This is a genomic window from Aureimonas psammosilenae (genome assembly GCF_009176975.1).
In the GTDB taxonomy this organism is placed as follows: domain Bacteria; phylum Pseudomonadota; class Alphaproteobacteria; order Rhizobiales; family Rhizobiaceae; genus Plantimonas; species Plantimonas psammosilenae.
Genome location: NZ_WEZG01000001.1, coordinates 720,957 through 733,934, shown reverse-complemented (window position 1 = coordinate 733,934; position 12,978 = coordinate 720,957). Strand labels below are relative to the sequence as shown.

Sequence of the window (12,978 nt, the reverse complement as noted above, 5' to 3'; positions counted from 1 at the left end):
CGTGCCTCAGCACTTGGCGGACTGCGTCTCCGTTTGCAGCTTGCGCTTCACGGTCGCGTTCATCTGGGGGTAGCGTCGGGCAACTTCCTTGAAGGTGACGCAGGCCGTGTCGCGGTTGTCGAGCTTGGCGAGCGACATGCCGAGCTTCAGCATCATCTCGGGGGCCTTCGGGCTCTTCGGATAATCCTTCTGCGCGTTCAGGAAGGTCTCGGCCGCGTCGGTGAACTTCTGCTGCTGGAACTGGCTTTCGCCGAGCCAATAACGCGCGTCCGGCACGTCCTTGGCGTCGGGATAGGTCTGCGTGTACTGGCGGAACGAGCTTTCGGCGAGTTGGTAGTCGCCGGCCAGCAGATAGTTGTAGGCTAAGCCGTAGAGCTCGCCGGCATTGTTGGTCTTGATGGAAGCCACCGTGCCCGAATTGGCGGCCGGGGCGCGCGAGGCCGGCGGCGCGGCTCCGGCCGAACCGCTCGGGGTTCCGAGCGTCCCGGTCGCGTTGCCGTCCAGCCCGCCTTCGCCGAGCAGCGAGCCGATCTCGTCGCCCGACGGCGGGGCGGCAGCCGCCTGCTGCTGCGCGGGCGGCGCACCGGCCGAGGGCGCAGGCGCGGCGTCGCTGCGCTTTTGCGCCGGCGGCGTCGAAGCGGGCTTGGCTCCGCCGCCACGGCCTTCCAGATCCTGGAAGCGGAAATCGTTGTCTTCCTGCATCTTGCGCATCTGCTCCTGCATCTGGAGCACCTGGAAGGAGAGTTCCTCGACCTTGCCGTTCAAGCGGCGGTTCTCTTCCTCAAGCTGGCTGAGGCGCTGACCGGCATCCGACATCTGCGCCATCACGATCGGGCGCTCGGCTGCCGTGCGCGCCGGTGCCGGCCGCTCGCCGCCGAGATTGAAGGGAAGGTTCAACGCGGACGCGGGTAGCGCCGCCGACGCCAAAGCCGCACCGAAAACCGCCACGCGCAAGGCCCTAGCCAGATTCCTGTTCAAGTCCGATCCCCGTTGCCTATCGGCTCCTTAAGGTCACGGCCGCCCCTGCCCCGCGATCCTTTGCGCCTTCGCTCACACCTTGGATGAGCCGTTTTCGTCATAAGTTTGGCCGCAGGCGTTGGAAAGCGCAAAGCTTTCCTCCGATGGCGTGCCGCCGAACGAAAAAGGGCGGCCCACCGGACCGCCCTTCGCATTTCGTTCGGTCGGGCGAGGCCCGGATCAGCTTCCGGCGCCGTTGAGGACGGTGACGGCGCGGCGATTCTGCGACCAGCAGGAAATGTCGTCGCAAACGGCGACCGGGCGTTCCTTGCCGTAGGAGATCGTGCGCATCCGGTTGGCAGCGACGCCCTGGCTGGCCAGGAACTCGCGGGTGGCGGAAGCGCGGCGGGCGCCGAGCGCCAGGTTGTATTCGCGGGTGCCGCGCTCGTCGGCATGGCCTTCGACGGTGATCGAGTACTGGCGGTACTGGTTCAGCCAGCGGGCCTGCGAGGCGAGCGTTTGTTGCGCATCGGCGCGAACCACGGAGGAGTCGGTGTCGAAGAAGATGCGGTCGCCGACATTGACCGTGAAATCGCCGGGCGTGCCGGGCGCGGAAGATCCGGCACCGCCGGCGCCGCCGGCACCACCCGCGCCGCCGAGGCCGAGACCGGCCGCGTTGTCGGGCAAGCCCCCGTTCTTCTTCGCGCAGCCCGCGATGGCGAGTGCGGCGACCAGGGCCAGCGCGACGCGGCTCTGAGCCAAAACAGCAATCCGGCTCATGGCCTTCTCCTTCGATTGCGATGAATGTTTCTAACCGACCATTTACCCTGTTCACCGTTAAGGCAGGGTAAACGACGGAGCGCCCTTGCGGGGCAGTCGGGAACTCCTCGCGGGCGATTGGGACGATCCTCGGGCAGCATGGAACGGCGGCCGCCACAACGCGAAAGGCGGGGTCTTTCGAACCCGCCCTGTTGCAGTGAAACCACGTTTTGGCGCTGGCTTTATTCGCGCGCGGGCGACCAGGCCGGATCGGACGCATAGCCGGGCGTCGGCACCCGTCGCTCGTTTCGGCCCGTGAGGTCGATCGAATAAAGCTGCGGGCCGGCGCCGGAATCCTTGAAGAACATCAGGACGCGGCCGTTCGGAGCCCAGGTCGGCCCTTCCGCATGGAACGAGGAGGTCAAGATGCGCTCGCCCGATCCGTCCGGCTTCATCACGCCGATCTGGAACTGACCGCCGGACTGCTTGGTGAAGGCGATGAGATCGCCGCGCGGGCTCCAGACGGGCGTCGAATAGGAACCGGGGCCGAAGGAGATGCGGTTCTGGCCCGAGCCGTCCGCGCCCATCACGTAGACCTGCGGCCGCCCGCCGCGATCGGATTCGAAGACGATGCGGTTCCCGTCCGGCGAAAAGCTCGGCGCGGTGTCGATGGCCGAGGTCGAGGTCAGGCGCGTCGTGGCGCGCGAGCGCAGGTCCATGGCGTAGATGTTGGACGAGCCTTCCTGCTGAAGGCTCATCGCGATCTTCGTGCCGTCCGGCGAGAAGCGCGGCGCGAATGTCATGCCGGGGAAGTTGCCGACGACCTCGCGGCGTCCCGTTTCCAGTTGCAGGAGATAAACGCGCGGTTCGGCCTTGCCGAACGACATATAGGTCAGTTCCTGCCGGTTCGGCGAGAAACGCGGGGTCAGGACGAGGTCGTCGCCGCCCGTCAGATACGAGACGTTGGCGCCGTCCTGGTCCATGATGGCGAGGCGCTTCACGCGCTTCTGCTTCGGCCCGGTTTCGGACACGAACACGACGCGCGTGTCGAAATAGCCCTTTTCGCCCGTCAGCCGCTCGTAGATCGCGTCGGCGATGATGTGGGCGACGCGGCGCCAGTTGTCGGGCGTCGCGTAGAACTGCTGGCCGTCGAGCTGGCCGTTGGCGAAGGTGTCCCACAGGCGGAACTCGGCGCGCAGGCGCCCGTCCGCCTCGCTCGCCAGCTTGCCGGTGACGAGCGCCTGCGCGTTGATCACCGTCCAGTCGGGAAAGCGGGGCGTGGCATCCGGCGACACGTCCTTCTGGATAAAGGCGGAGGGGTCGATCGGCGCGAACAGCCCGGTGCTTTTCAGATCGTTCGCAATAACGTCGGAAATCTGCGCCGCCATCTTGCCGCCGCCGAAGGTCGGAATGGCGATCGGCAGCGGCTGCACGTTGCCGCGCGTGACGTCGACCGTGATCTCGGCCCGGGCGGGCGCCACCACCGTCGCGAAGGCGACGGAAAGGCAAAGCGCCGCGCCGAAGGCCTTGAAGAAGCTCGTCATCGATTCATCCCATCTTTCGGAAAGCCGCCGACCTCGAAAGCCGCGCATCCCAATTCGGTGAGCGACCCAGATCGCGGATCAGAACATCTCGCTCGGGTCGAAATTCAGGTTCGTCACTTCCCAACCACCGGCATACATTTCGGACGGCAGGTTGAAGGGCGCGCAGCGGCGGATGGCGCGAACCGCCGCCTCGGCAGCGATGCGCTGCGATCCCGAACCACCCCCTTGCGTGATCTCCGGCATGCCCTCGACCTCGCCGGACGGCGTAAAGCGGACGCGGATCGCCACGCGCAGGGAGTCGCCCGATTCGATGCCGGCGGGCGGGTTCCAGCATTTCGACATCTGCTCCTGGATCATGCCTTGGAGTTCGCCGAGCTGCGAACGCGACAGCTTGGTGCCGGTCGTGACCTTGGAGCCGAGCGAGGCCGTTTCGGTGGAGCGCTTGGCGCCGCCGCCGGCAGGCTTGGCCTTGTTCAACTGCGCCATGATCTCGTCGGCGTTGAAGTCCGAGCCTTCTTCGCTCGCCTTGTCCGCGACTTCCTTCTTCGGCTTGTCCTTGGCCTTAGAGTCCATCTTCTTCGCCGTTTCCACCTTTTCCTCCTTCGCCGTTTCGGTCTTGGGGACCTCTGGCTTCGGGGGCTGGGGCTTCACGACGGGTTTGGGCACGGGCTTCGGGGCCGGCTTCTCCACCGGCTTCACTTCGTTTTCAGCCTTTTCGATGGCTTCGGCGAGCGGGTCTTCCTTCGGCGGCTCCGGCTGCTTCTGCGGCTCGGGCTTCTTTTCGGGCTCGGGCTTTGGCGGCTGCGGCGGGGTCGGCGCGGGCGTCGGGGCCGGCGGCGTCTTTTCCGCGACCTTCGGCTCGGGTTTCGGCTCCGGCTTCTTTTCCGGCGGCGGCAGGTCGGCGGCTTTGGGCTGTGGCTTCGATTCCACCGGCGACGGCTTGGCGTCCGGCACCGGCGGGGTTTCCAGATCGGCCTCGTTGTCGCCGGTGTTCTTGGCGTCCATCGGCAGCGTCTGCGGCTTCGTCGTGGGCTTGGGCGCGGGCTTGTCCTTAAGGGGCGCGTCCTTCTCGCCCTTCACGCCCTCGAACGTGTCGGACATGATGACTTCGACGGGCAGCGCCTCGGCGAATTGCGCGTCGAGCGCCTTGGGAGCGCCGAGCGACCAAAGCCCCCAGGTGAGGAGGGCGACATGGACGACGGATGAGGTGACGACGCCGGTACGCATTTCGGGCTCGTCAGCTCGTCGTTTCGGGCGCGGTGATGAGGCCGATATTCTTGTAGCCGGCCGCCGAAATCAGCGCCATCACCTTGATCACGGAACCGTAGTCGGCGGCCTTGTCGGCCTTCACGAAGATGCGCTCCTCGTAGCCGGTCTTGGCGACGGCCTGAAGCTTCGACACGATCTCTTCCGGCTGGAACTCGGTTTCGCCGATAAAGACGCTGCCGCCCTTCTGCACGGAAACCTCGATCGGCTGCGTGTCGGCGTTCAACGCCTTCGCCGCCGTTTCCGGCAGGTCGAGCGGCACGCCGACGGTCAGCATGGGTGCTGCCACCATGAAGATGATGAGAAGGCAGAGCATGACGTCCACCATCGGCGTCACGTTGATCTCGCTCACCGGCGCGCGGCGGCGCCCGCCCCGCCGGCGGCGCGAGCCGCCGCCCGAAGATGCCGCGCCCGAGGACATTCCCATCTCGCTCGTCTCCTCTAGGCGTTCAGCGGGCCGCGCCCGAGCGCTCGTCGATCTGCCGCGACAGGATCGAGGAGAACTCGTCGGCGAAGGATTCGAGACGCAAGCCCAGCTTGCCGGCATCGGCCGTCAGCTTGTTGTAGGCGATCACCGCCGGGATCGCGGCCACGAGTCCGATGGCGGTGGCAAGCAGCGCCTCGGCGATGCCGGGAGCGACCACCGCGAGATTGGTCTGCTTGGACGCCGCGATTGCCTGGAACGAGGTCATGATGCCGATCACCGTGCCGAAGAGGCCCACGAAGGGGCCGGCCGAACCGACGGTCGCCAGAAAGCCGAGGCGCGATTCCAGCTCGTCCATTTCACGAGCGAGCGTCACGTCCATCGCCTTCTCGATGCGCGACTGAAGGCCGATCGGCGAACGCGCGCCCTTCTCGAAGCTCTTCTTCCATTCGCGCATGGCGGCGACGAAAAGCGCGCCCATGCCGTTCGGCTTCCTGTCCGACAGCGTGTGGTAAAGGTCTTCCAGCGACTGGCCGGACCAGAAGTTGTTCTCGAAATTGTTGAGCTGGCGGCGGAAGCGGCTGAAGCGCATCGTCTTGTCGATGATGATCGCCCAGGTCCACACGGATGCGGCCAGAAGGCCGATCATGACCAGCTTCACGATGAAGCCGGCCTGCATGAACAGGCCCCAAAGCGAATGCGACGCTTCCGGTGCCGCCAAAGCGCCTTGCGCGATCTCGTTCATCCTTCCGAGCCCCTCGAAACCATGGAGGACGCGCCCTCCACCATCGGAGCGTCGCCTCGCCTTGGGCTGCCGGAACAGTGCTGTTCCGTCGGCAGTCCGTTTCAGACCGTTGAATTTGCCGGGTGCCCGTCTGGTCTTTCACAGAGCGAATGGAGCGAAAGAATGGCGTGCGGCGCAGCAAATTCCTCGCGACCATTCAAACCCTATTAAGGTTAAGCAAACCTTATCCGGTGCTTGGCCCATCGTCGTTTTCCGACCGATGGGCATCGAGAATGCTTGAGACCGCCTGCGGCATCCGTCGCGGCCGGCCTTCCGGTGAGATCACGGCGATCTTCACCCGCGCCTTCACGAGCGTGGCATCGCCCTTCAGGATGCACTGATCCAGAACCACCCGCGCCCCGCCCAGAAGCACCGTGCGCGTTTCGACGCAGACCACGTCGTCGATGCGCGCCGGCGCCAGGAAGTCGATGTCCATGTGCCGGACGGCGAAGGCCATCGGTTCGCCGAACCGCCCTTCGGAAAGTTCCCGGTGGCCGATGCCTTTCAGCCGCAGAAAATCGGTCCGCGCCCGCTCCAGGAAATGCAGGTAGCGCGCATGGTACACGACGCCGGAGAAGTCCGTGTCCTCGAAATAGATGCGGAAGGCATGGGCATGGCCGAACTCCGTCAAACGGCCAGCAAGATGATCGCTCATCGACATCGGTTAGCGCTTCGGCCTCGCTCTGTCACGACGACAGCTCATGCGACCGGCGGCTCGCCGAGTTCCACGAGCACGATCTCCGGCGTCACTCCGAAGCGGATTGGAGCGATGGAACAGCCGATGCCGCCCGAAACGATCAGGTGTTTCCCGTGTTCGACGACATGGCCGTAGGCGAAGCGGGGGCCGTAGCGGGAGGGGACCATCGGCGACCAGCCGAAGACGCGGACCTGCCCACCATGCGTATGGCCGGATAGCGTCAAGGACACGCGCGCCGAGACACGCGGAAAGATGTCCGGCTCGTGGGCGAGGAGGATGATCGGCTCGTCGGTCGTCACCGCCTTCAGTGTCGCATCGAGATCGTCGAGGCCGCGAAAGCCCTGGCGTCCGCCATAGCCTGAAAGAAGCGCGAGCTGATCTTCGAGCCCGGCGAGCCAGAACGCGCCGCGCGGGGTCTCGATGCGCTTGGCCTCGTTGTGGAGAACCGGGATCCCGACCGCTTCCAGCGCGTCGCCCGCGATCGTCGGCCCGCCACCCCGACGCTGCGCCGAGCGATCATCCCACCAGTCGTGATTGCCGAGAATGGCGTGAACGCCGAGCGGCGCCTTCAACCCGGCCAGAACCGCCGCCCATTCCGGCGAAGCGATGGTTCCGGTTCTGAAACTGGAAAGCCCCGCCACATAGTCGCCGGTGAGAAACACGATGTCGGGAGCGAGCGCGTTCGTTTCCGACACGATCTTCGCGATGCGGGACAGCGGCATCCAGGGGTCGCAGGCATGGATGTCGGAAATCACCGCCGCCCGAAGGTGAAGCCTTGATGGCCAGCGCGGGGGCGTCAGGCGATAGGTCCGCACGGCAAGGGCGAAACGCGGCTCGTAGCCGAGAGCGTATGTTGCCAGGGACAGGCCCGCAAGCGCCGTGCCCCCGCCAAGCTTCAACAATCCCCGCCGCGTAATCATTCCGCCATCCCCGATCCTTACTCGCGGTCGTCCTCGAAGAAGTTCTGCTGCACGCCCTGATAGGTCGACGGCACGGAAAGGCCGAGATGGCGGAAGGCGTTTTGCGTCAGGACGCGGCCGCGCGGCGTGCGCTGGAGGAAGCCTTGCTGGAGAAGATAGGGCTCCACGATGTCCTCGATGGCGTCGCGCGGCTCCGACAGGGCGGCGGCGATGGTCTCGATGCCGACGGGCCCTCCCCCGAAGGTCAGCGCGATGAGGTCGAGATAGCGCCGGTCGAGCTGGTCGAGCCCCATGGAATCGACTTCGAGCCGCGTCAGCGCCGTGTCGGCGATGCGTCGATCCACGATGGGGGCACCAGCCACTTCGGCGAAATCGCGCACGCGCCGCAGAAGACGGCCGGCGATGCGCGGTGTGCCGCGGGCCCGCCGGGCGATCTCGCGCGCGCCATCCTCGGCGAGATTCAGACCGACGATGCGCGCGCCGCGACGCACGATCGATTCCAGTTCCTCCACCGTATAGAAGTTCAGGCGCACCGGAATGCCGAAGCGGTCGCGCAGCGGCGTCGTCAGGAGGCCGAGACGGGTCGTGGCGGCGACCAGCGTGAACTTGGCGAGATCGATCTTCACCGAGCGCGCCGCCGGCCCTTCGCCGATGATGAGATCGAGCTGGAAGTCCTCCATCGCCGGGTAGAGGATTTCCTCGACGGCGGGGCTGAGGCGATGGATTTCGTCGATGAAAAGAACGTCGCGCTCTTCGAGGTTGGTCAGGAGCGCGGCGAGGTCTCCGGCCTTGGCGATCACCGGGCCGGAAGTGGAGCGGAAGTTGACGCCGAGTTCCTTCGCCATGATCTGGGCGAGCGTCGTCTTGCCGAGGCCGGGCGGGCCGACGAAGAGCGTGTGATCCAGCGCCTCGCCGCGATTGCGCGCCGCTTCCACGAAGACCTTCAGGTTGGCGCGCGCAGCCGCCTGCCCGACGAAATCCTCCAGCCGTTGCGGGCGCAGCGACGTATCGATGTCTTCGCCGCGCTTTTCCGGCGTCAGAAGGCGGTTGGGTTCGCTCATGGCATCACGTCTAGCGGCTCAAGGCCTTCAGCGCGAGGCGAATGAGCGTGGTGGAGGCCGCGTCCTCGCCCGCTTCTTTGACCGCCGCGGCCACTGCGCCGGCTGCCTGTTCGCGCGAATAGCCGAGATTGGCGAGCGCCGAGATGGCGTCGGCCACCGGCAGTGAGGCACCGCCCCGCACCGGCTCGGCAAGCGCCCCGGCCGGCAGGTCGATGCCGCCGGACAAGGCCGGGATCTTGTCCTTCAACTCGGCTACGATGCGGGCAGCGACCTTCGGCCCGACGCCCGGCGCGCGCGCCACCATCGCCTTGTCCTGAAGCGCCACCGCGTTTGCGAGTTCGGCCGTCGTCAGCGTTCCCAGAACACCGAGCGCCACCTTCGCGCCGACCCCCTGCACGCTCTGGAGAAGCCGGAACCAGCCACGCTCCACCTCGCTCGAAAAGCCGTAGAGGCGCAGCATGTCCTCGCGCAGGAACGTCTCGATGAACAGCACCGCCGCTTCGCCCAGCGGCGGCAGATTGCGCAGGGTCCGCGCGCCGCAGAACGCGACATAACCGACGCCATGAACGTCGATCAGGACGTGATCCTCGGCGATCTCGTCCACGGTGCCCTTCAATTTGCCGATCACGGGTGACTGTCCGGTGCGATGATGTCGAGGTCGGGGAAGTAGGCGCGATAGCGCGCGGCGTCGCGCGTCAGAAGGCGATGGCCGGCGACGGAGGCGTGGGCGCCGATCAGAAAGTCGGGAAGCGTGCGCTCGCGCTTGCCGCCACGCTCCCGGTAGAGTCTGTGTGCTTGGCCGGCCGGAAAAGCGGCAGAGAACGGCAGCGCTTCGTAGATGAAGGAGAAAGAGCGCAGGATGGCTTGAAGGTAGCGTTCGTCCCGATAGGGTTGCGAGATTTCGGCCCAAGCAACAGCGCTCAAGCAGACAACTCCGACCAAAGCGGCGTCGCTCAACCTCGCTTCGGACCAGTCTCGCTGCTCCGGAACAGATCCCCCGCTCAGGATATCAATCAGGATATTCGAATCAACGAGGGTCGAGATCGTCACGCGGTCCCCGGATTTCTTCCATGTACTCGTCGGTTGTCAGCCCGCCCAGATCAAGCGTGCCTCGCATCGCTTCCAGCGCCTTGAGAAGTTCTGCTCTCCTGCGCTCAACAGACCGAGCCGCGTCCACCCGCACGAGTTCAACGACGCTGTTGCGCTCCACGAACTCGACTTCGCTTCCCGGCGAAATACCGAGTTTGTCGCGGATCGGCTTCGGAATGGTGACCTGCCCCTTTTCGGTGACGCGCATGAAGTAATACCTCCTCGGTATTACCTAACGCGCCGAGGGGAACAGTGCAAGAACATCACACCGCGAAAGCCAGCCGTGCCGCAGCCGACTGGCGGTGATGGGTGTGACAGATGGCGATGGCGAGGGCGTCGGCGGCATCGTCCGTGTCGAAGGTGGCCTTGGGCATCAGCACCTTCACCATCATGTGGATCTGCCGCTTCTCGCCATGCCCGACGCCGATCACCGCCTTCTTGACGGCGTTCGGCGCGTATTCGGCGACCGGCAGGTTGGCCAGCGCCGGAACCAGCATGGCGATGCCCCTCGCCTGACCGAGCTTCAGGGTCGCCGTCGCGTCCTTGTTGACGAAGGTCTGTTCCACGGCCGCCTCATCCGGCGTCCACGCCCGCAACACCGCCGACAGACCGTCGTGCAACTCGCGAAGGCGGATGGCGAGCCCGTTTTCGGCATCTGACGTCACCGTGCCGGACGCGAGGAAGCGCAGCGAATTGCCGGAAGTCTCGACCACGCCCCAGCCGGTGCGACGAAGGCCCGGATCGATGCCGATGACGCGAATGGGAGCCTCCCGCAACATATTCTTCACTCCTGCCCTTAACCGAATCGTCGGACAGGATGAAGACGAAAAGTGAACGCATCGAAAACGAATGCGAACATCGCAGACCGGTTGACACTTGATTCACCCTGACGTGAGCGACCTTCGCCAAGCCTTCGGAAGGCATTAAATATTCCAGATGATATCGCCTCGCTCCCTTGCCGTGACCATGTCGGTTTTCGCAGTCTCGTTCGGGATAGTTATTCCCGGCTTGGCGCAGGAGGCTTCGGCACCGCAGGCAACTCGGCAAGTGCCGTTCGCGGATGTCGTCGGCCGAGCGCGCAGCCTGCAATCCTTGAACAGCCTGATCATTGGGCGAAACGGCGAGGTGCTGGCGGAAGAGGGTTTCCACGGCACCTCCACCGCGCGCTCGACCAACATCAAGTCAGCCTCGAAATCCGTGGTGTCGGCGCTTGTCGGCATCGCGATCGACAAGGGCATCCTCGAAGGGGTCGACCAGCGCATCGCGCCGATCCTTGCCGACCGGTTGCCGAAGGACGCCGATCCTCGCATCCGGGACATCACGATCGGCCATCTCCTGTCCATGCAGGCCGGGCTCGACCGGACCTCCGGCCCGAACTACGGCGCGTGGATCTCCAGCCGCCACTGGGTGCGCGCGGCGCTGGCCCGGCCGATGGTCACCGACCCCGGCGGCGAGATGCTTTATTCCACCGGATCGCCCCATCTTCTGTCCGCCATCCTCACAAAGACGAGCGGCAAGTCGACGCTGGCGCTCGCGCGCGAATGGCTGGGGCCGGCGGGGGTCGCGATCGCTTCCTGGGAGCGTGACCCGCAAGGCATCTATCTCGGCGGCAACCAGATGGCGATGACGCCGAAATCGCTCTACCGGTTCGGCGAACTTTACCGGAACGGCGGTCGGACACCCGATGGAAAGCAGATCGTGCCGGAAACTTGGGTGCGCGAAAGCTTCGTGAAGCGCACCACCACGCGCTGGTCCGGCGACGACTACGGCTATGGCTGGTTCGGCATTCGGCTTGCCGGGCACGAGGTGCATTACGGCTGGGGCTATGGCGGGCAGATGATCTATGTCGTGCCCGATCTGGCCTTGACCGTCGCGATGACCTCGGACGAAGGCGGGCCATCCGCCCGCAACGGCTATAAGGAAGCGCTGCACGGCCTCGTCGCGTCGATCATCTCGGAGGCCGAGGCAGGCCGGCAACCGCCCGCGTAAGGCTTCTCATCGTCGGCTCATCGGCATAGATTAGAACCGGCCTCACAGGAGTCCGGAATGAGCGAAGCTCGAGTTCTGAAGCACATGACGCCGGACGAATTCTTCGTCTGGCAGGCCCAGCAGGACGTCAATTACGAGCTTGTGAACGGCCTGCCCGTTTTGACGCCCAAGGGGATGACGGGTGCCTCGCGTCGGCACGACCGGATCACGATCAACATCCTGTCGGCGCTCGATCAGCAACTTCGCGACAAGCCTTGCCAGCCGCACACGGACGACATCGCGGTGCGAAACGCCAACCAAAACATCCGCAGGCCCGACATCGTCGTGGATTGCCAATCCGCAGCCGACAGCGAGACCGAGGCCGGCGAGCCCCGCGTCGTTATCGAGGTGTTGTCGCCATCGACGATGCGGTTCGACCGGTTGATCAAGGTCGAGGAATACAAGAAGAACCCGTCGGTCCGCGTCGTTCTCCTCGTTGCCTCCGAGAGCGTCGAGGTGATCGTCTGGAGGTTGACCGACGGTTGGTGGCAATCCACCAATGTCAGCGGTGCTTCGGAACGTGTTCACTTGCCGGAGATCGATGCCGAACTCGCCTTAATCGACGTTTATCGCGGCACCGGTCTCCAGACTATTCTTTGATCGCGCTTCAAGCCGCCGAGAGCTTGGCCATGATGGCGTCGTCGATCTCGAAATTGGCGTAGACGTTCTGCACGTCGTCATCCTCGTCGAGATTGCCGACGAGCTTCAGAATGCTCTGCGCCTTTTCCTCGTCCAAGGGCGTGCCGGTCTGCGGGCGCCAGATGGCTTTCACGCTGGACGCCTCGCCCAGCGACTTTTCCAGCGCGGCCGAGACCTCGCCGAGATCCTCGAAGGCGGTGTAGATGCGGTGGCCGTCCTCGTCGCTTGCCACGTCGTCCGCGCCCGCCTCGATCGCCGCTTCCATCACCTTGTCGGCGTCACCGGCCTTCGTGCCGTAGACGATCTCGCCGACATGGTCGAACATGAAGGAGACCGAGCCCGTTTCGCCGAGCGCGCCGCCGGATTTCGTGAAGTAGGAGCGCACGTTGGAGGCGGTGCGGTTGCGGTTGTCGGTGAGCGCTTCCACGATCACCGCGACGCCGCCCGGCCCGTAGCCCTCGTAGCGCACCTCGTCGTAGTTTTCCGTATCGCCGCCGACTGCCTTCTTGATCGCCCGGTCGATATTGTCCTTCGGCATGGACTCGGCCTTGGCGTTGTTGACGGCAAGGCGCAGGCGCGGGTTCATCGCCGGGTCCGCCATGCCGGACTTGGCGGCGACCGTGATCTCGCGCGCGAGCTTGGAGAAGAGCTTCGAGCGCATCGAGTCCTGCCGGCCCTTGCGATGCATGATGTTCTTGAACTGTGAATGGCCGGCCATGAGGCACCTTAGTTTGAGCTGATCCGTCGAAACGTGCCGCTCATATAAAAAATCGTCATCGTGCCGTCCAGAACGGCGTCCGATCCGGCGAT

General features: G+C 65.2%; 16 protein-coding genes. 2 read left to right on the top strand and 14 right to left on the bottom strand.

The window, feature by feature from the left end; all coding sequences use genetic code 11:
* Positions 1–6: 6 nt before the first annotated feature.
* The 13 genes from ybgF to ruvC all read right to left on the bottom strand — a co-directional run bounded on the left by ybgF (position 7) and on the right by ruvC (position 10,280).
* A complete protein-coding gene (ybgF, locus tag F9929_RS03560; protein WP_152045128.1) occupies positions 7–978 on the bottom strand; it encodes a tol-pal system protein YbgF in 972 nt (323 codons plus the stop codon).
* Between the two features lie 219 nt (positions 979–1,197).
* Complete coding sequence (gene pal, locus F9929_RS03555; RefSeq protein WP_152045127.1) at positions 1,198–1,737, bottom strand: peptidoglycan-associated lipoprotein Pal; 540 nt, start codon at positions 1,735–1,737, stop codon at positions 1,198–1,200.
* A gap of 221 nt (positions 1,738–1,958) precedes the next feature.
* The gene (gene tolB, locus F9929_RS03550; protein WP_152045126.1) at positions 1,959–3,260 is read right to left on the bottom strand and encodes a Tol-Pal system beta propeller repeat protein TolB; all 1,302 of its coding nucleotides are present in this window, start codon (positions 3,258–3,260) and stop codon (positions 1,959–1,961) included.
* A 78-nt stretch (positions 3,261–3,338) separates the two neighbouring features.
* The gene (locus tag F9929_RS03545; protein WP_152045125.1) at positions 3,339–4,487 is read right to left on the bottom strand and encodes a hypothetical protein; all 1,149 of its coding nucleotides are present in this window, start codon (positions 4,485–4,487) and stop codon (positions 3,339–3,341) included.
* A gap of 10 nt (positions 4,488–4,497) precedes the next feature.
* Complete coding sequence (gene tolR, locus F9929_RS03540; protein WP_152045124.1) at positions 4,498–4,953, bottom strand: protein TolR; 456 nt, start codon at positions 4,951–4,953, stop codon at positions 4,498–4,500.
* Positions 4,954–4,975: 22 nt separating this feature from the next.
* Positions 4,976–5,686 (bottom strand): protein TolQ, encoded by a 711-nt coding sequence (gene tolQ / locus F9929_RS03535; RefSeq protein ID WP_152045224.1) that lies wholly within the window; start codon positions 5,684–5,686, stop codon positions 4,976–4,978.
* 232 nt (positions 5,687–5,918) lie between these two features.
* A complete protein-coding gene (locus tag F9929_RS03530) occupies positions 5,919–6,389 on the bottom strand; it encodes a YbgC/FadM family acyl-CoA thioesterase (protein WP_152045123.1) in 471 nt (156 codons plus the stop codon).
* Between the two features lie 44 nt (positions 6,390–6,433).
* Entirely contained in the window at positions 6,434–7,351 is a 918-nt protein-coding gene (locus F9929_RS03525) for a metallophosphoesterase (protein ID WP_152045122.1), read from the bottom strand.
* A 17-nt stretch (positions 7,352–7,368) separates the two neighbouring features.
* The gene (gene ruvB, locus F9929_RS03520) at positions 7,369–8,412 is read right to left on the bottom strand and encodes a Holliday junction branch migration DNA helicase RuvB (protein WP_152045121.1); all 1,044 of its coding nucleotides are present in this window, start codon (positions 8,410–8,412) and stop codon (positions 7,369–7,371) included.
* Between the two features lie 10 nt (positions 8,413–8,422).
* Positions 8,423–9,040, bottom strand: a complete 618-nt coding sequence (ruvA, locus tag F9929_RS03515) for a Holliday junction branch migration protein RuvA (protein ID WP_152045120.1) — start codon at positions 9,038–9,040, stop codon at positions 8,423–8,425.
* Positions 9,037–9,462, bottom strand: a complete 426-nt coding sequence (locus tag F9929_RS03510; protein WP_152045119.1) for a type II toxin-antitoxin system VapC family toxin — start codon at positions 9,460–9,462, stop codon at positions 9,037–9,039. Before F9929_RS03510 ends, ruvA begins: the two co-directional genes overlap by 4 nt.
* Complete coding sequence (locus tag F9929_RS03505; protein WP_152045118.1) at positions 9,440–9,709, bottom strand: AbrB/MazE/SpoVT family DNA-binding domain-containing protein; 270 nt, start codon at positions 9,707–9,709, stop codon at positions 9,440–9,442. Before F9929_RS03505 ends, F9929_RS03510 begins: the two co-directional genes overlap by 23 nt.
* A 55-nt stretch (positions 9,710–9,764) precedes the next feature.
* On the bottom strand, positions 9,765–10,280 hold the full coding sequence (ruvC, locus tag F9929_RS03500) for a crossover junction endodeoxyribonuclease RuvC (RefSeq protein WP_407922197.1): 516 nt from the start codon (positions 10,278–10,280) through the stop codon (positions 9,765–9,767).
* A 157-nt stretch (positions 10,281–10,437) separates the two neighbouring features.
* On the opposite strand from ruvC, the gene F9929_RS03495 reads away from it, so the two are divergent.
* The gene (locus F9929_RS03495) at positions 10,438–11,490 is read left to right on the top strand and encodes a serine hydrolase domain-containing protein (RefSeq protein WP_152045117.1); all 1,053 of its coding nucleotides are present in this window, start codon (positions 10,438–10,440) and stop codon (positions 11,488–11,490) included.
* A 57-nt stretch (positions 11,491–11,547) separates the two neighbouring features.
* Entirely contained in the window at positions 11,548–12,129 is a 582-nt protein-coding gene (locus F9929_RS03490; RefSeq protein ID WP_152045116.1) for a Uma2 family endonuclease, read from the top strand.
* A gap of 7 nt (positions 12,130–12,136) precedes the next feature.
* Here F9929_RS03490 and F9929_RS03485 read toward each other — a convergent pair whose 3' ends face one another.
* Positions 12,137–12,886, bottom strand: coding sequence for a YebC/PmpR family DNA-binding transcriptional regulator (locus tag F9929_RS03485; RefSeq protein WP_152045115.1), 750 nt, complete (start codon positions 12,884–12,886; stop codon positions 12,137–12,139).
* Positions 12,887–12,978 lie beyond the last annotated feature (92 nt).

Excerpts from the sequence above, each read along its gene's own strand:
- pal (WP_152045127.1), bottom strand. The coding sequence starts at position 1,737 with ATGAGCCGGATTGCTGTTTTGGCTCAGAGCCGCGTCGCGCTGGCCCTG.
- tolB (WP_152045126.1), bottom strand. The coding sequence starts at position 3,260 with ATGACGAGCTTCTTCAAGGCCTTCGGCGCGGCGCTTTGCCTTTCCGTC.
- F9929_RS03545 (WP_152045125.1), bottom strand. The coding sequence starts at position 4,487 with ATGCGTACCGGCGTCGTCACCTCATCCGTCGTCCATGTCGCCCTCCTC.
- tolR (WP_152045124.1), bottom strand. The coding sequence starts at position 4,953 with ATGGGAATGTCCTCGGGCGCGGCATCTTCGGGCGGCGGCTCGCGCCGC.
- F9929_RS03530 (WP_152045123.1), bottom strand. The coding sequence starts at position 6,389 with ATGAGCGATCATCTTGCTGGCCGTTTGACGGAGTTCGGCCATGCCCAT.
- F9929_RS03525 (WP_152045122.1), bottom strand. The coding sequence starts at position 7,351 with ATGATTACGCGGCGGGGATTGTTGAAGCTTGGCGGGGGCACGGCGCTT.
- ruvB (WP_152045121.1), bottom strand. The coding sequence starts at position 8,412 with ATGAGCGAACCCAACCGCCTTCTGACGCCGGAAAAGCGCGGCGAAGAC.
- F9929_RS03505 (WP_152045118.1), bottom strand. The coding sequence starts at position 9,709 with ATGCGCGTCACCGAAAAGGGGCAGGTCACCATTCCGAAGCCGATCCGC.
- ruvC (WP_407922197.1), bottom strand. The coding sequence starts at position 10,280 with ATGTTGCGGGAGGCTCCCATTCGCGTCATCGGCATCGATCCGGGCCTT.
- F9929_RS03495 (WP_152045117.1), top strand. The coding sequence starts at position 10,438 with ATGATATCGCCTCGCTCCCTTGCCGTGACCATGTCGGTTTTCGCAGTC.
- F9929_RS03490 (WP_152045116.1), top strand. The coding sequence starts at position 11,548 with ATGAGCGAAGCTCGAGTTCTGAAGCACATGACGCCGGACGAATTCTTC.
- F9929_RS03485 (WP_152045115.1), bottom strand. The coding sequence starts at position 12,886 with ATGGCCGGCCATTCACAGTTCAAGAACATCATGCATCGCAAGGGCCGG.